This is a genomic window from Alteromonas sp. H39, assembly GCF_047556435.1.
Lineage (GTDB): Bacteria > Pseudomonadota > Gammaproteobacteria > Enterobacterales > Alteromonadaceae > Alteromonas.
Genome location: NZ_CP180210.1, coordinates 2,562,857 through 2,578,163 on the forward strand (window position 1 = coordinate 2,562,857; position 15,307 = coordinate 2,578,163).

Annotated in this window: 15 protein-coding genes and 1 other RNA gene; 7 read left to right on the plus strand and 9 right to left on the minus strand. The window is 50.0% G+C overall.

Annotation, left to right across the window (positions count from 1 at the left end; genetic code table 11):
• The gene (locus ACLBLI_RS11265) at positions 1–477 is read left to right on the plus strand and encodes a MarR family winged helix-turn-helix transcriptional regulator (RefSeq protein WP_414827708.1); all 477 of its coding nucleotides are present in this window, start codon (positions 1–3) and stop codon (positions 475–477) included.
• 33 nt (positions 478–510) lie between these two features.
• Here the strand turns inward: ACLBLI_RS11265 and ACLBLI_RS11270 are convergent, their stop codons facing one another.
• Both ACLBLI_RS11270 and ACLBLI_RS11275 read right to left on the minus strand, forming a co-directional pair.
• Positions 511–876 (minus strand): RnfH family protein, encoded by a 366-nt coding sequence (locus ACLBLI_RS11270; RefSeq protein ID WP_414827709.1) that lies wholly within the window; start codon positions 874–876, stop codon positions 511–513.
• On the minus strand, positions 873–1,304 hold the full coding sequence (locus ACLBLI_RS11275; RefSeq protein WP_414827710.1) for a type II toxin-antitoxin system RatA family toxin: 432 nt from the start codon (positions 1,302–1,304) through the stop codon (positions 873–875). The genes ACLBLI_RS11270 and ACLBLI_RS11275 overlap by 4 nt, the downstream gene beginning before the upstream one ends.
• A gap of 148 nt (positions 1,305–1,452) precedes the next feature.
• Between ACLBLI_RS11275 and smpB the strand changes: the two genes are divergently transcribed.
• The gene (gene smpB, locus ACLBLI_RS11280; RefSeq protein ID WP_414827711.1) at positions 1,453–1,932 is read left to right on the plus strand and encodes an SsrA-binding protein SmpB; all 480 of its coding nucleotides are present in this window, start codon (positions 1,453–1,455) and stop codon (positions 1,930–1,932) included.
• 65 nt (positions 1,933–1,997) lie between these two features.
• Here the strand turns inward: smpB and ACLBLI_RS11285 are convergent, their stop codons facing one another.
• A complete protein-coding gene (locus ACLBLI_RS11285; RefSeq protein WP_414827712.1) occupies positions 1,998–3,233 on the minus strand; it encodes an NADH:flavin oxidoreductase/NADH oxidase family protein in 1,236 nt (411 codons plus the stop codon).
• 107 nt (positions 3,234–3,340) lie between these two features.
• On the minus strand, positions 3,341–4,702 hold the full coding sequence (locus ACLBLI_RS11290) for a winged helix-turn-helix domain-containing protein (RefSeq protein ID WP_414827713.1): 1,362 nt from the start codon (positions 4,700–4,702) through the stop codon (positions 3,341–3,343).
• Positions 4,703–4,843: 141 nt separating this feature from the next.
• Between ACLBLI_RS11290 and ACLBLI_RS11295 the strand changes: the two genes are divergently transcribed.
• The gene (locus tag ACLBLI_RS11295) at positions 4,844–6,325 is read left to right on the plus strand and encodes a S41 family peptidase (RefSeq protein WP_414827714.1); all 1,482 of its coding nucleotides are present in this window, start codon (positions 4,844–4,846) and stop codon (positions 6,323–6,325) included.
• Between the two features lie 199 nt (positions 6,326–6,524).
• Positions 6,525–6,881: a transfer-messenger RNA gene (gene ssrA, locus ACLBLI_RS11300) on the plus strand.
• Between the two features lie 100 nt (positions 6,882–6,981).
• Here ssrA and ACLBLI_RS11305 read toward each other — a convergent pair.
• The gene (locus tag ACLBLI_RS11305) at positions 6,982–8,451 is read right to left on the minus strand and encodes a diguanylate cyclase (protein WP_414827715.1); all 1,470 of its coding nucleotides are present in this window, start codon (positions 8,449–8,451) and stop codon (positions 6,982–6,984) included.
• A gap of 257 nt (positions 8,452–8,708) precedes the next feature.
• Here ACLBLI_RS11305 and ACLBLI_RS11310 point away from each other — a divergent pair, with 257 nt between their 5' ends.
• A complete protein-coding gene (locus tag ACLBLI_RS11310; RefSeq protein WP_414827716.1) occupies positions 8,709–9,281 on the plus strand; it encodes an exopolysaccharide biosynthesis protein in 573 nt (190 codons plus the stop codon).
• Here the strand turns inward: ACLBLI_RS11310 and ACLBLI_RS11315 are convergent.
• Positions 9,274–9,747 (minus strand): EVE domain-containing protein, encoded by a 474-nt coding sequence (locus ACLBLI_RS11315; RefSeq protein WP_414827717.1) that lies wholly within the window; start codon positions 9,745–9,747, stop codon positions 9,274–9,276. The genes ACLBLI_RS11310 and ACLBLI_RS11315 overlap by 8 nt on opposite strands.
• Positions 9,748–9,953: 206 nt before the next feature.
• On the opposite strand from ACLBLI_RS11315, the gene trxC reads away from it, so the two are divergent.
• Both trxC and ACLBLI_RS11325 read left to right on the plus strand, forming a co-directional pair.
• Entirely contained in the window at positions 9,954–10,382 is a 429-nt protein-coding gene (gene trxC, locus ACLBLI_RS11320) for a thioredoxin TrxC (RefSeq protein WP_414827718.1), read from the plus strand.
• A 114-nt stretch (positions 10,383–10,496) separates the two neighbouring features.
• On the plus strand, positions 10,497–12,755 hold the full coding sequence (locus tag ACLBLI_RS11325) for a YgiQ family radical SAM protein (RefSeq protein ID WP_414827719.1): 2,259 nt from the start codon (positions 10,497–10,499) through the stop codon (positions 12,753–12,755).
• Here ACLBLI_RS11325 and ACLBLI_RS11330 read toward each other — a convergent pair.
• The 3 genes from ACLBLI_RS11330 to ACLBLI_RS11340 form a co-directional block, all read right to left on the minus strand.
• Complete coding sequence (locus ACLBLI_RS11330) at positions 12,752–13,201, minus strand: cupin domain-containing protein (RefSeq protein ID WP_414827720.1); 450 nt, start codon at positions 13,199–13,201, stop codon at positions 12,752–12,754. The two genes, ACLBLI_RS11325 and ACLBLI_RS11330, sit on opposite strands and share 4 nt — an antisense overlap.
• 110 nt (positions 13,202–13,311) lie before the next feature.
• Positions 13,312–14,748, minus strand: coding sequence for a PepSY-associated TM helix domain-containing protein (locus tag ACLBLI_RS11335; RefSeq protein WP_414827721.1), 1,437 nt, complete (start codon positions 14,746–14,748; stop codon positions 13,312–13,314).
• Between the two features lie 3 nt (positions 14,749–14,751).
• Positions 14,752–15,297, minus strand: a complete 546-nt coding sequence (locus ACLBLI_RS11340; RefSeq protein WP_414827722.1) for a hypothetical protein — start codon at positions 15,295–15,297, stop codon at positions 14,752–14,754.
• Between the last annotated feature and the right edge of the window lie 10 nt (positions 15,298–15,307).

The window sequence follows — 15,307 nt, forward strand, 5'->3', positions numbered from 1 at the left end:
ATGCGAAAAGAAGAAGAACTGTTAGTGGCATTGCGCAGAGTCATCCGGGCGGTTGACCTGCGTAGTAAGCAGCTCAGTAAATCTGTGGGCCTCACCGGCCCGCAGCTAATGGTTATGCAAAACATTCAGGAAAAGCCTGGCATCATGGTTAAGGACATTGCTGAAAACATCAACCTCAGCCCTGCTACCATAACCAACATTCTGGACAGGCTTGAAGCAAGAGATCTAGCGCAGCGGATTCGCAGCACTACAGATAAGCGAAAAGTGGGTGTTTTTGTAACCGAAAAAGGAAAATATGCTCTGCAGGACGCTCCCCGTCCATTGCAGGAACACTTTATTGAACGCTTTAATCATTTAAAGGAATGGGAACAGAGTCAGATGGTAGCGACGATGCAACGTATTGCTACCATGATGGACGCAGAAGACATTGATGCGTCACCGTTTCTTGAAGTGGGAAATTTATCTGACAGAAATTAATTGATGTAGTGAGCAGTGAATAATGCGACCACGTTATTCACTTTTTTCCTGATCACTCTTCGATTTCAGCGGATTAGGCCTGCCACCGGTGACTTTATCTGCGCGCCCTTCTTCTTTGGCTTTTTCAGCCCGGCGTTTTCGGACCTCTTTCGGATCGGCGATGAGCGGACGGTAGATTTCAATACGATCGCCTTCTTTTACCTTATCCCGCAGTTTCACTACCCGACTCCAGATACCCACTTTGGCGTTTTCAAGTTCGATGTCCGGGTATAACGTCTGAATTTTAGACGCCGCGATAACCTCTTCCACGCTACTACCTGACTTCACCGCAAGCTCTACTATAGATTGCTTTGTCGGCAACGCATAGGCCACTTCAACGCTAATCATTTTTGCCGTCATGAGTATACGCTCCGGGCACGCTCAGTGAAGGCATTAACCATACTCGCTGCCAGCGCATTAAACACCTTACCAAACGCCATTTCAGCCAGCTTATTGCTGAACTCGAATTCAAGATTCAATTCAATTTTACAGGCTTCTTCGGACAGAGCCGAGAAGGTCCATCCACCAGTGAGGCGCTTGAAAGGTCCTTCCACCAGTTGCATGTCAATTCTTGAGGCTGGATAAAGAGTATTGTGGGTAGTAAACCATTGCTTAATACCCGCCTTTGCCACCAGCAGTGAGGCTTTCATTTCCTCGGCAGTGTTCTCAAGCACCTTGCTGTCCTGGCAACCTGGCAAGAAATCAGGGTATGACTCAACATCATTGACCAAATCAAACATAGCTTGTGCGCTATGAGCCACCAGTGCACTGCGTTGAATACTCGGCATTTACGCTCTACTGTGTTTCTCAAAACGCGCAGTTTATCATGAGAAATCCGAAGCGACTAACCTTCCCTTCGCACAATTCATCCCCACATACCTTGTTAACTGCATAACTTCTAAAGACTTTACGTGGACAATCAGTATAATAACGCCCATGAAGAAAAATAAAGCAAACAAGAATTCGACCGGGACCATCGCGCTTAACAAGAAGGCGCGTCATGATTACTTCCTGGAAGACAAATTTGAAGCCGGCATGTCACTGCAGGGATGGGAAATCAAAAGCATCCGTGAAGGCAAAGTGAACATAACCGACGCTTATGTCATTATCCAAAACGGCGAAGCTTACGTGGTGGGTAGCCGTATCACGCCGTTAAACCAGGCCTCTTCACACGTTATTTGCGAGCCAGAACGTGCACGCAAGCTTTTATTAAGCCGTCGCGAGATTGACCGGCTGATGGGAGCACGAGACCGACAGGGTTACTCTATCGTTGCTACCGCGATGTACTGGAAAAAGTGCTGGGTGAAGCTGGAGATATATCTGGCAAAAGGCAAACATAGCCACGACAAGCGCGATACAGTGAAAGATCGTGACTGGGCGCGTCAGAAAGAGCGCGTAATGAAACACAGCGTGTAGTAAAAAAAGCCTGTCATCCGACAGGCTTTTTTATGATAGTGATAAAGTAACTGACATCATATGCGCTACTGGTTCTGCTCGTTCAGGTAGCGTCGGGTCATGCGTTTTCTGTGACACATATCTAGCACAAGGCTCCACAACGCAGACGGATGCCGTACTGTAGTAAGATCGTTCCCGAGCCGGCGCAGCTGACGGCGAACCATCGACATAGTTGCCAGACTAGCCAGCGCTTTATCGCGCCAGTGGCAGTGTGGTATCACACCTGAGTAATCGGGTTCGGCCTGCCACTTTTTCACCAGATCAGGGGTGAAAGCCAGCGCACTCGCCATGCCTACCAGCGTACAGCCTTTGTTTATCACTCGCTGGGCCACAGGGGCGCGCTTGATCCCGCCAGTCGTCATCACCGGTATAGCTGTCGCCTTGGCGATACGTGACGCAAATTCAAGAAAGTAAGCTTCTCTGGCAAGCGTTTGCTCGTCGGTGTTTCGTCGCTGCATGGCTGGCGACTCATAGCTTCCACCTGACACTTCAATAATATTCACACCCAGCGCCTCAAGGCGTTCAATTACCCTAATCGCATCGCCAAGCTCAAACCCACCGCGCTGAAAATCTGCAGAGTTAATTTTCACCATAATCAGAAAGCCGGAAGGGCAGCGGGCTTTAATCTGGCTGACGATATTCAACAGCAAGCGAGCGCGGTTTTCCAGCGCGCCCCCCCATTCATCTTTTCGCTGATTAGTGAGTGGCGACAGAAACTGCGTCAGCAGATAGCCGTGGGCGGCATGAATTTCCACGCCATCAAACCCAGCGTCTACGGCGCGCATCGCGGTAGTCACAAAACGCTGACAGACATCGTGAATGTCATCGCCGGTCATTTCGACAGGAGTCGCGAACATTTTTGAATGTTTGCCCATATTCAGGCCAACAGCAGAAGGTGCGATCGCCTTTCCGCGCATCGCTTTCAGTACCTGCCTGCCGGGATGATTGATCTGCATGATGGCTTTTGCACCATTAGACCGGATAATTTTAGCCCACTGCGTAAAAGGCTCAAGCGGTGTATCTGCTTCAAGCGCGACGCCTCCCGGCCCAGTCATCGCCTGTTTATCTACCATTACATTACCTGTAATGATCATGCCAAGGTTGCCGTGTGCCCAATATCGATAAAGTGAGAAGAGCGCGGGCCCTGGAAGGCAGTGGTGCGTGGCCATGTTTTCTTCCATCGCCGCTTTTATTACCCGGTTTTGCAAACGAAAACCACAGGGCAGCGTAACGGGGTCAAAAATGGAAGCGACTGCGGACATGCAATAATTCCTGAACTACAAAAAAGCGGCCATACTTTAAATGACATTGCATCGAATTGCATCCAATGTATGCGATAAACTTTAGGATTATGCAGAACTTAACAGGTTCAAATCTGACACGGATCGTCGCCAATCCGTACTTTGTAGGCCTGACACATCTGCCTGGCTTGCTCGACGTCCCCGCTATTTTTCAACACTGCAGCCAGCCCTTTCGTGGCAGCAAAATTATACGGAGCAATTCTGAGGGTGCGACGATACCACACCTCGGCATCCTGATAACGATTCAGTTTGACGTATTTGTCTCCAATCAGGGCCGCCATATCGGCATACCAGGGATGAATACGGGCAGACTGTTCGTTATATACCCTTCCCATCGCTTCAAATGCCCGCTCGTAGTACGTCATCGCCTCAGGCAGCCTGCCACTAATCTCCAACACGTCCCCAGTGTTTATCAACGCATCCCAGGCGTTGCTATCAAGTGCAATAGCATCAGCATAACTGGCCAGCGCCATAGGAAACTGTTGCTGGGCCGCATACACAAACCCCAGCGCTTTATGCGCTCTGGCATCGTTAGGGGCATGTGCCACGGCCTGCTGCGCCAGCGCCAGCGCACGTTCCAGTTTTAGCTTCGCGTCTGGTGTTACCGTTCTGCCACTGGCTAAAGCATGACTGAGATCTTGTGTAGCCAGCGGTACCGCTGGCTCACCGGCCGGGTTTGGCCAGCGTAATACCTGTTGCACCAACGCATTTGCCAGCCCTGCCTGCCCTACCCCGGCATCCGGACGCATAGCAATAACGTTCTGATACAGCGCAATCGCCATTTCATTATCCTGCCGCCGCATTTTGGCATAGTAATCGTCGGCCTGAGACACCAGAGTGTGTACATCAGACCCAGCAAAATGCGTGTCTGTCTGATTTTTCTTGTCAGAGATAAACCCAAAAGCACCTGCCAGTAACAGCGCGACAGCCACACCGGCTATCCACGTTTTTTTGTGGTTCGCGGGTGCCGGCTTCGCGTTCGACAATGGCCGCGCCACCACAGCATCGGCGGCGGGTGTCGAAGGTGATTCCTTCGGCTTTGCATCAACCAGGTTGTCACGCTGAAGGCCATCTTGTAACCATGTTACGTCAGAAGCAATCAACCGATAACCACGTTTGGGAATGGTCTCAATAATCTCCGGCGATTTCGGATCATCCTCAAGTGACTTTCTTAAACGCGACACCACGCGCGTTAGTGCATCGTCGGTTACCACCTGCCCGGGCCAGAGTTTGTCGATCAGGCTTTCCTTATCAACCAGTTGACCCGCACTTTCAGCCAGAATGGTTAGTAACGCGGTTCCTTTTGGTTCCAGTCGCCCATGTGCAGTGGCAGAAGCTAATGAGACGTCATGTGCACGGCTGGCAGCAAATAACTCACCTGAACGAATGTCCACAACCCAGTGATTAACCTGTAATATTTTTTGTTTCATCGCGCGCACAACTGCCGAAAACCAGTAGCGAGTGTACCATCAGAGTTATGTCAGCAGAATATCAGACTTATGTCAGGACAATCAGGCCAGATTATCTGACCCTGAAGGCGCTTTATTAACAATAGGATGTAACAACACAGTATGAACGTATTATTTCCCATTCTGCGCCGTATAAGCTTTTTGCTATTTACCGCCATCAGCCTGCCTGTTGCCGGTACACAACAGACGCATTCTGTCGCCACGCTAAAGAGTGATTTTGCGCAGCTTTACCAGCAACTTCAGGAGGCGCATCGCGATCTGTTCGCGAATATCTCAAAGCCGGAGTATGACGCTCACTATCGCCGCTTTCTTAACGACATCACCAGCCCGATGAGCGACAGCCAGGCGCGTATTTATTTTCAGCGCTTTGTTGCACTTGGCAACATTGCCCATGCCAGAATCGATTTACCGGTTTCAGACTTCATGGCATTCAGAGAAGCCGGCGGAAAAACGCTTCCGCTATACCCGAGTCTGCGCGGTAATCGCGCATTTGTTGAAAGTTACTATGGTAATGAAGAGAAAATTGAGCCCGGGCAAGAAATTATCGCCATTAACGATAAACCGGTAGCGCAGTGGGTAAAGCAATTCTCTCAGTATCTTTCTGCTGAAAATCAGGCTATCAGTAATACCCTGTTGGAAATGTACTTTCCGTATCTGATGTGGCTGGAAGTAGGTGAGCCTGACACGTTTACTCTGACCGTGAAAACGAAAACCGGCCCGCAAGCCTTATCTATTAATGCACTTAACCGCGAGCAGCAGCAAGCCAGCGTTGCACAACGCGCAGCAAAGACGGACGAGCCCTCGCCTTTAAGGGAATACCGCATGCTTGATGGAAACATAGGGTATCTGCGGCCGGGTCCTTTTTATAATGCCGAAGAGGCTGACGATAACGTGTGGGACGCCACTGCATTCAAGCAATTGATTGACAATGCCTTTACGCATTTTCAGCAACAGCAGGCGACAGCTCTGCTTATTGATTTGCGTGACAATCCCGGTGGCACGAATTCATTCAGCGACTACATGGTTGCCTGGTTTGCAGACCAACCGTTTCGCTTCGCTTCTGATTTCAGCGTAAAGGTAAGTCAGCAGGCTATTCGTTCGAATGAAAAACGACTTGAGCAGTCAAATGACACGGGTGATACCTCTCACGTTTTGCAGAGTTTTTACGACAAAAGTGATATTGGTGATATTTTTTCGATGGCGCTTCCACATGCCGAGCCCCGGCAAGGTAAACGATTTGAAAAACCGGTATTTGTTTTAATCAATCGTTACAGCTATTCGAATGCCGTTTCAGTTGCTGCCATCATTCAGGATTATGGATTCGGAACACTGATTGGAGAGAAAACCGCCGATCTCGCAACGACATACGGTGCGATGGAACATTTTACGCTTCCTGAAACGGGGATTGAGGTAGGCTTTCCCAAAGCACTTATTGTGCGTCCCAACGGCTCGCGTGTGCCAGATGGGGTGTCGCCGGATATCGAGTTCGACTTTGATGCTGCCGGGTCTGGTGACAGGTCTGTTCTGGAACAGGTCGCTGAGATAATTCGTCAAAATGGCGTACACACAGAAAATAAACCGTAACTTTTTGTTGTAAATGGTCTGGGTGACCCCATAAATAAGTAACGGCGAAAACGCAGCGATGAAATTGAACGGTTTTCAAACAAGCAGACACACAGGTAGTGAAGTTTGTTGTGCTTGCACTGTAATCGCTGTAAGATCGTAAGTAATTTCAGCATGTAGCAATTAGCTGTGTGTTGAACACCTTGAAAGAGGGACCCTCGGGGCTGATTAGGATTCGACAGGATCTAGGAAGCTGGAGGTGCATGCAGAGGTGCGGATTGCCTCTTAAAAAATCCGCTTTAAATAGTCGCAAACGACGAAAACTACGCACTAGCCGCTTAATACCCGGCATAGGCCCTTCCCCCACAGCTTTGTTTGCTAGCGTGGATCCGGAAGGTCATATAAGCAAACTAGCGAGGGAAACTCTCCTGAGGTTGAACCGCGAAACAGTATCAGGACAGCTATTAGGAATCCTGTTTGCCGGAGTCCGAAATAGTTAAATAAAAGACAAACTAAGCATGTAGTACCAAAAGTAGACATTTTCTGGACGCGGGTTCAAATCCCGCCAGCTCCACCAAATAAATTAAGGCTTGCCGCAAGGCGGGCCTTTTTTATATCAGAGGGAGGGAATGTCATCGTTGATTCTTACCATCCCGGTCAATAGCAGGACGTCTTCTCTACAAACAAGCCACCTGATTGCGCCCATTCCCTTTTGCTTTGTATAGCGCTTTATCTGCTTTCGTTACCAACTCGCTCAATGTCAGTGACGGCCGACAAAGTTGAGTAGACACGCCAACGCTCACTGTTAGCTTATCGCTGGTGGGCGACGAGACAAACGCAATATTTAACTGAGCGATCGCCTGCATAATGTCGCTTGCAACATGCTTCGCTTGTTCGCTATCGGTATCGGGTAAAATGATCGCAAACTCTTCCCCACCGTAGCGCGCGGCAAGGTCGTCACTGCGCTTACAACAGCTTTCCAGCGCCCGCGCTACCCTGCGCAGCGCCTCATCACCCTTTGCGTGGCCGAATGTGTCATTGAAATCTTTAAAATGATCGACATCCACCATAAGCAGGCTAATTGGTTTAAGCTCCCGACTTCCTCGCTGAATTGCTTTATCGAGACTTTCATCAAATAACCGACGATTCGCGATTCCGGTAAGTCCATCAGAGTGAGCCAGATGTGCCAGTTGCTGATTGGCCTCCTCCAGCGCGTTTTTCATCTGATGAAGTGACAATCGGTTCGCCACGTTTTCCAGTGAATTACTCAGCATTTCGCCAATTAGCTTCAGGTACCGAACATCATACTCGCGCCATTTGTATGGGCTTCCTATGATATCGCACCCTACAAAACCAAATAGCTCGTCACTGATGTGCACCGCGACGCAAAGGACTGCCTGGATACGCTCGCGCGTAAATTCTTCCTTTTCCAGTGACGCCTCGTCAGGTAAATCTTTTACATCATCGAACTTAAACACATGGTGTTCTTTAATCACCTTTTCAAAATAAGGCAAATCCGACAAACTCACATTCTGCAGTTCGTCCTTATAGGGCTCTACCCCCGCTGCCACCCACTCATGGGTGTTATCCATGGCGCTTTTATCTTCGGAAAACTGAAACAGGTAGCAGCGATCGACGCCGCAAAACTCTCCGAATGCACCAAGGCTTCGCTCGATAAGGCTATCGAGGTTTTCAGGATGGACGTTTATAAGCTCTGAGGAAATACCGGAAAGAATGCGACTAAACGCCAGATGATTAGCCAGCGGCGAGTTATCTGGCTGAAGAATACTGACGTCGTTATCCTGAACACTGCGAATGTGCAGAACTACCCATGACGAACCCTTAATTTCCAAGCGCTGACCGGTAACTGCACAGTTGAGGTTTCTGGCATTACTGTTTACGCGCAAAGCCAGCTCCGTCGGCTTTCTTCCCGCGCATTTGATAAAAGGGTGTGCATCGCCTCTCAGAGGCTGTCGCGATTGCGCATCAAAAAATAACACGCTACTGAGAAAGCCGTCTTCATCAAGAGAAGCACCAAAAAGTTTCAGGCAAGCAGGATTCGCATATATCTCTCCGGTATCAACCCGTTGACACAACAGACTCACCGGTAGCTGATTAAGCATATCCCTGCATTCTATGTCACTCAACGGCAATTCCTTCGGCACTAAACAAAGACACATTAACCTTAACATTAACTGTAGAAAAGCTTAATAGCCATGTCAGACTGACATTTTCTGTCTCTGCGCGACCCGATTATGTCTTTCTATTTTTACAAAAAATACAAATCTTGCGTATATGTCCCGGATAGCCAGCGCTGAAATTCAGGATTGCCCGTCAAACTAAACCCTTAACGCAAGTGCCCGTATCAATTGCACAACAACCGACGCAAACAGCAGGAAGCACGATGGCAATAAGTCGCATTTCAGAATTATTGGATACGCTGAAACAGGATATTGACGGAGAGTCGGTGTCAGTTGGAGAGGTGGTAAAAACGTTCAGGCAACGGGGGTTTGGTCCGCTTTTGCTGATACCGGCGCTGATTGCATTATTCCCCACCGGCGCGATCCCAGGCGTACCCACTATCTGTGGCATTACCCTTTTTTTGGTGTGCGTACAAATTGCGCTTGGAAGTGATCACCCCTGGTTACCGCAAAAGCTGAAAAACCGCTCGATATCACACGACAAGCTCGACACCGCCATCGAACGTTCTCGGCCCTATATCGAGAAAATGGAGCGATTACTCTCGCCTCGCATTGAGTGGCTCTCGGACTATCCTTTCACCCGTATTATCGCGATATACAGCGGCCTGTTCGCGCTGGCGATGATCCCACTGGAAGCGATGCCTTTTGCGGCAGCGTTGCCAGCGTTTGCCATTGCACTAACCGCTGTCGGGCTCACCAGCCGCGATGGCATCTTTATTCTGGCAGGTGTTCTGCTACAGGCAGGTACTGGTTATCTGTTAATGCGGGTTATCTGACGCCTTTGGTCGCAAGCTGGTACAGTCGGCTCCACTCCTGAGACTGCACTGGCATGATGGAGAGCCGCCCCCCCTTTTTAACCAGCCCGATTTCAGTGATGTCAGCTTGTGCTTTAATGGTTTTCAGGCTTAAAACCTGCGGAAATTTTTCTACGAATTTCACATCAACCCGAAACCACCTTGGCGACGCTGTAGTTGACTTTGGATCGTAATAGTCCGACTCGGGATCAAACTGCGTTGCATCCGGATAACCCGCTTTGACAACTTCGGCAACACCGGCAATGCCCACATCCTTGCAGCTTGAGTGATAAATAAAGACCTTATCACCAACCTTTACATCATCCCGTAAAAAGTTGCGTGCCTGATAGTTTCTTACACCGTCCCACGGCTCGGTTTGATCGGGGCGGTTTTGCAAGTCTTCAATACCAAAGGCATCGGGCTCTGTTTTAAACAACCAGTAGCTCATTGTTTATTTCCCTCATACGTTGACAGTTCCGGCTTCTGCTGATTTTGCACGTAATGAACAAGACAATACACCCGATGCGTACAGTTTTTTGTATATTGTGTTGAGGTATTACGATGCGTTGGTAACGCAATATTCTGTGACGACCTTGAGAATTGCTGGCTTCGTCATTACATAAGCTTTATTGAATATTAAAATGAGAAATTGTCATGAGCACTGCGACCCACTTAGTTTGCCCTTCCTGTATGGCAATCAACCGCGTACCTTCTGCCCGGCTGCAGGATGCCCCAAAATGCGGAAAATGTCAGTCACAGCTGTTACCGGCAAAGCCGCTGACCCTTGATGACAGTAATTTCCAACGCTTTATTAGCAAAAGTGACCTGCCCGTGGTGGCCGATTTCTGGGCCCCGTGGTGCGGTCCTTGTAAAGCCATGGCGCCGGCATTCGAGCAAGCTGCCGCATCGCTTACGCCGCAATGTATTCTGGTGAAGATAAATACAGAAAACGCCCGACACACCGCTGCACAGTATGGGATAAGAAGCATTCCTACCCTCATTAAATTCCAGCATGGGCAGGAAGTAAAACGTCAGGCCGGCGCTATACCACTGCAGTCCCTCGTGCAATGGGCCCGAAACTGACAGACTGATTATTGTAAACAACATTAAAAAAGCAGTGCATCGGCGCGCCGGGGTATCTCCGTCGCACCACACAATGCTATAATGTGTGGTCATGCTGTAACCAGACTGAGAATTATGCAAGCCACCATTAAAGCCGACCGCGGCCTCTTTTCCTATCCTAAATACTGGCCTCACTGCTTCGGCACCGCGCCATTTTTGCCCATGTCCAAGGAAGAGATGGATGCGCTTGGCTGGGACAGCTGCGATGTCATTCTGGTTACCGGCGATGCGTATGTCGATCATCCCAGTTTTGGTATGGCCGTTATTGGCCGTGTTCTGGAAGCGCACGGTTTTCGTGTAGGCATCATTGCGCAACCCGACTGGACCAGCAAAGATGACTTCATGAAGCTGGGCAAGCCAAACCTGTATTTTGGGGTTACGGCTGGCAACATGGACTCGATGATCAACCGCTACACAGCGGATAAAAAGCTGCGACATGACGATGCCTATACTCCCGGTAATGTCGGCGGCAAACGTCCGGACAGAGCGGTTACGGTTTATTCTCAACGCTGTCGTGAAGCCTTTAAAGGCGTGCCGGTTATAATCGGCGGTATTGAAGCCAGCCTGCGACGTATTGCCCATTATGATTACTGGAGCGAGAAAGTCCGCCGCTCGGTGCTTTTCGATTCCAAAGCCGATATGTTGTTTTTTGGTAATGCCGAACGTCCGTTAGTAGAAGTCACGCATCGCCTTGCGGCTGGAGAGAGCATTGCTGATATTACCGACGTACGCGGCACCGCTATCATCGTTAAAGAGGCGCTTCCCGAATGGCAGGGCGTCGACTCCACGTCCCTCGATCGTCCCGGCAAAATAGATCCGATTGCCAGCCCCTACCAGATGGAGCCTGAATGTGACAGTCAGGAAAAAGGCAATCCGGAAGCGACAGATTCAGCCCCCATTGTGGTGCAGCCACCCACGCGCCGAAAGCCGTGGGAAAACGTCTACGTTAAGCTACCGGCTTTCGAGACGGTGAAAGACAACAAAATGTTGTATGCACACACCTCGCGAATTTTACACCAGGAAACGAACCCTGGTTGTGCCCGCGCGCTGATGCAGCGCCATGGCGACCGTCATATCTGGATAAATCCTCCGGCGATGCCGCTGGAAACAGAAGAAATGGATGCGCTATTTGATTTGCCCTACCAGCGCATTCCACACCCGGTGTACGGCGATGCAAAGATTCCAGCCTATGACATGATCCGCTTTAGTGTAAATATCATGCGAGGCTGTTACGGCGGCTGTACTTTCTGTTCTATCACTGAGCATGAAGGCCGTATTATTCAAAGCCGCTCTGAAGACTCTATCATTCGCGAAATTGAACAAATTCGTGATACTGTGCCCGGATTCACCGGGGTCATTTCTGACCTGGGCGGCCCCACGGCGAATATGTACCGGTTACGCTGTAAAAGCCCGAAGGCAGAAGCGACCTGCCGTCGCCCTTCTTGCGTGTATCCCAGCATTTGTGCCCACATGGACACCGATCATAAACCCACCATCGACTTATACCGCCGTGCCCGCAACCTGCCAGGTATTAAAAAGATCCTGATTGCCTCAGGCGTGCGTTACGACCTGGCAGTGGAAGATCCGGAATACGTAAAAGAACTGGCGCTGCATCACGTCGGTGGCTACCTGAAAATTGCCCCGGAACACACCGAAGAAGGCCCGCTGTCAAAAATGATGAAGCCGGGCATGGGCAGCTATTATCAGTTTAAAGAACTGTTCGACAAGTACTCTCAGGAAGCCGGCAAGAAGCAATACCTTATCCCTTACTTTATTGCGTCGCATCCCGGAACGACCGATGAAGACATGCTGAGTCTGGCTATCTGGCTGAAAGAAAATAAATTTAAGCTCGATCAGGTGCAAAATTTCTATCCATCCCCCATGGCGACGGCGACGACCATGTATCACACCGAAGTCGATTCTTCGAAGAAAGTGAAGAAAGACAGCGAGCATGTGCCCTCAGCAAAAGGTGAAATACATCGTCGTCTGCATAAGGCCATGCTGCGCTATCACGATCCGAAGAACTTTGCGCAAATTCGTGAGGCACTGGTAAAAATGGGGCGGGAAGATTTAATTGGTCGCGGCCCTCAGCACCTGGTACCGCCGGAAACCGCCAACGAGAAACGTCAGAAAGCCCAAAAAGGTAAACGCGGCGAGCGGGCACTTAGCAAGCATACCGGTTTGCCACCCAATTTTCAGGGACGGGGAAAAAACCGAAGCAAGAACGCCGGCAGGCCAGCCAATGCCACCTCAAATGGCGCTGATAACAAAGGTGGCCGTGCAAGTGGTAAGCCGTCGCATTCGCAAAACGGGAAAGCGACAGCTAAACGTTAGTGACTCTGGGTTGATTCTGGTTCGGGTGGCACAGGGTTGTTTTTACTGTGCCACTTAAACACCACGAAAATCAGCGGCTCATCACCGGTATTTTTTACGCCATGTTCATCCCAGGGTGAGGCATACAGCATGTCTCCGGTAGAGGCTTTGAACGTTTCCCCTTTTACGCTCCACTCTCCTTCCCCCTGCGTTATCACCAGATACTCTTCATCTGCGTGCACATGGGGCGGATGAATTTCGTATCCAGGCTGGATCACCGCCATACCGGTTAAGGTTTTCTCTACGCCATAAGACTCACCGGTGAAGTAGCTGTAGAACACCCAGCCCTCGCCCTTGTCTGCAGCGGCGTCTGCGCGAGTCACTACGCTGGTGTCAATTTGCTGCGCTGTTGCACTGAGTACAAAAAGCCCTGCGCAAAGAACAAACATAAAATGTTTCGCTTTCATGCTGCAACGATTCCTTATTAACTGGTTTATCTGCCATTAAAAACGCTGCGAATTTCGCAGCGTTCTAATACATTGCCAGATAATACTGTGCTTAGCTATTACGTAAATGGTTAACCCTGTTGTGTTTGAAAGTGACGGCTTGCAGAAAACTGCCGTAACGTAAATGCCCGGCGCAGGGCCCACAGCGCAAACAGGAACATGGGTACATTCAGCTGCAATGCCGCCACAGAAAGTGAATCTGCACCATGTACCGATAAGTAGACTATCAGCATGGCCAATACACTCACACCTGCAACGGTGAACCAGAATGACTGACCACATCGCTCTACGGCGACCGATACTACAAGATTAACCAGCATCAGCGCCCAGAAAACCGCTATCAGCGATTCCTCAGAAACTAGGCTTACCGCAGCCGTTATCGCCAGGCTGCTTATACTGCCCCAGACCATGGCATACCAGATACGGGTTAATCTGGGCGGGTTGGCTTTTTTCGCCAGCCAGATTTCCATGCCGCTAACACAAAGTACCGTAAGCATAATTCCCAGCACGAAATACAGCAGCTTACTGGGTACGCCAGCAAAATCGCCGAAGTGCAGACGATACATCGAATACACCAGTTGCTTACCCCAGTGCCCGCCCTGATACCCCGCGGTGCCCAGGAACTCGCCCTGTGAGTCAAACCGGTAGTTTTCTGAGTAAATCATTTTTCTGGGCGCTTTCGCGTAGATTTCAATAAACTGCTGCGGGCTGCCCCGCTCATGAACGGTGAGAAAAATCAGTTCATGCTCAGGGGCAAGGCTGTCCATTTGCGCAATGGCTTTGCCGATTTCAGGTGTCACCACCTCCTGCGCTAACTCAGGATCAGGCGTAAATATTTTTGCAACAGCCGCATCGCGGTCCCCATCAAAATAAAGCTGCGAAACCAGCACCACAATAAGGCCAGCCATGCCGAAGTACGCGCCGGTAACACCAATAATTAAATGAAACGGTGCCGCCCAGAGCCCAAACCGGTTATGCAAATCGATTTTATATTGCTGCCGGTTGCCTTTTCGGCGCAGCACAAAGGCATCCTTTTTAATGCGCTTATGCGCCACAATGCCCGTTACCACCAATGTACAAATGATCGCCCCAAGCGCACTGACCAGGATCATGCCCCATGAATGTGGCAGGTTAAGGTACAGGTGCAGGTCAATAAGCATTTTGGTGAAAGGCGAGCGTTCGGTCTCAAGCAACTGCCCGTCTGTGTCTGCGAAATAGGCAATATCATCATTTTCTACCACCAGTCGCGGAATACCCGAGGTTGGGAAAACGACAAACTCATGATCCGTACTTTGCGGATGCTGGGCGCGGAATGCGGCCATGGCGTTGTCGACCGTGTTCGCATCAATATCGGTCATTTCCGGTATACCGGGTTGTTCCCAGCGTTCGAATTCCTGATGAAAGACGGCAAGAGTGCCGGACACACACACCATAAAGAGTAGAAAACTGAGAAACACACCTGCCCAGCTGTGTGCGTTCAACGCTGACTGTTTAGTTGTCTTATTCATCGTTTATTTCAGTCCCGGAAGAAAAATCAGCATAAGAAGACTCACCGCGCTCAGTACAGCATAAATGATCACTGCCCGGCCTTTCGACGGCGTTGCAAGATAGTGATATGCCAGCAATCCCCAGAGAAGTGGCAGTATCACTATGATCACGGCAAGTTGCCCTGCATCAGTGAAAGGCAGTCTGACGCCCACCGCGACAGACACCAGAAGACTGGTTGCCAGTAATCCTATCAGCACCACCAGAGCATGCCCGAGGTGTCGGACTGACAGCGCGAGACTAAACGCAACGTGTCTTGGCGCCGGGATATTCTTTGGCGCTGGCATTACCACCTGATGGCAGGCAATAAAGGGCCAGACCAACAGCGCTGGCGCGCATAGAGCGTATACCACACCAAATTCCCACCCCTGGCTGGTTGCCCAGGCAATACAGGACAAAATGAATAACGTTAATCCCGAATAAAACCAGGCTGGCGCATGAGTGCGCCAACTCCAGTAAACGGTTGCAATTGCAGCGACAGAAAAACCTGTCGCGATGCTCAGCGACACCATAGTTGCAGTC

Excerpts from the sequence above, each read along its gene's own strand:
- ACLBLI_RS11265 (WP_414827708.1), top strand. The coding sequence starts at position 1 with ATGCGAAAAGAAGAAGAACTGTTAGTGGCATTGCGCAGAGTCATCCGG.
- ACLBLI_RS11270 (WP_414827709.1), bottom strand. The coding sequence starts at position 876 with ATGACGGCAAAAATGATTAGCGTTGAAGTGGCCTATGCGTTGCCGACA.
- ACLBLI_RS11275 (WP_414827710.1), bottom strand. The coding sequence starts at position 1,304 with ATGCCGAGTATTCAACGCAGTGCACTGGTGGCTCATAGCGCACAAGCT.
- smpB (WP_414827711.1), top strand. The coding sequence starts at position 1,453 with ATGAAGAAAAATAAAGCAAACAAGAATTCGACCGGGACCATCGCGCTT.
- ACLBLI_RS11285 (WP_414827712.1), bottom strand. The coding sequence starts at position 3,233 with ATGTCCGCAGTCGCTTCCATTTTTGACCCCGTTACGCTGCCCTGTGGT.
- ACLBLI_RS11290 (WP_414827713.1), bottom strand. The coding sequence starts at position 4,702 with ATGAAACAAAAAATATTACAGGTTAATCACTGGGTTGTGGACATTCGT.
- ACLBLI_RS11295 (WP_414827714.1), top strand. The coding sequence starts at position 4,844 with ATGAACGTATTATTTCCCATTCTGCGCCGTATAAGCTTTTTGCTATTT.
- ACLBLI_RS11310 (WP_414827716.1), top strand. The coding sequence starts at position 8,709 with ATGGCAATAAGTCGCATTTCAGAATTATTGGATACGCTGAAACAGGAT.
- ACLBLI_RS11315 (WP_414827717.1), bottom strand. The coding sequence starts at position 9,747 with ATGAGCTACTGGTTGTTTAAAACAGAGCCCGATGCCTTTGGTATTGAA.
- trxC (WP_414827718.1), top strand. The coding sequence starts at position 9,954 with ATGAGCACTGCGACCCACTTAGTTTGCCCTTCCTGTATGGCAATCAAC.
- ACLBLI_RS11325 (WP_414827719.1), top strand. The coding sequence starts at position 10,497 with ATGCAAGCCACCATTAAAGCCGACCGCGGCCTCTTTTCCTATCCTAAA.
- ACLBLI_RS11330 (WP_414827720.1), bottom strand. The coding sequence starts at position 13,201 with ATGAAAGCGAAACATTTTATGTTTGTTCTTTGCGCAGGGCTTTTTGTA.
- ACLBLI_RS11335 (WP_414827721.1), bottom strand. The coding sequence starts at position 14,748 with ATGAATAAGACAACTAAACAGTCAGCGTTGAACGCACACAGCTGGGCA.
- ACLBLI_RS11340 (WP_414827722.1), bottom strand. The coding sequence starts at position 15,297 with ATGGTGTCGCTGAGCATCGCGACAGGTTTTTCTGTCGCTGCAATTGCA.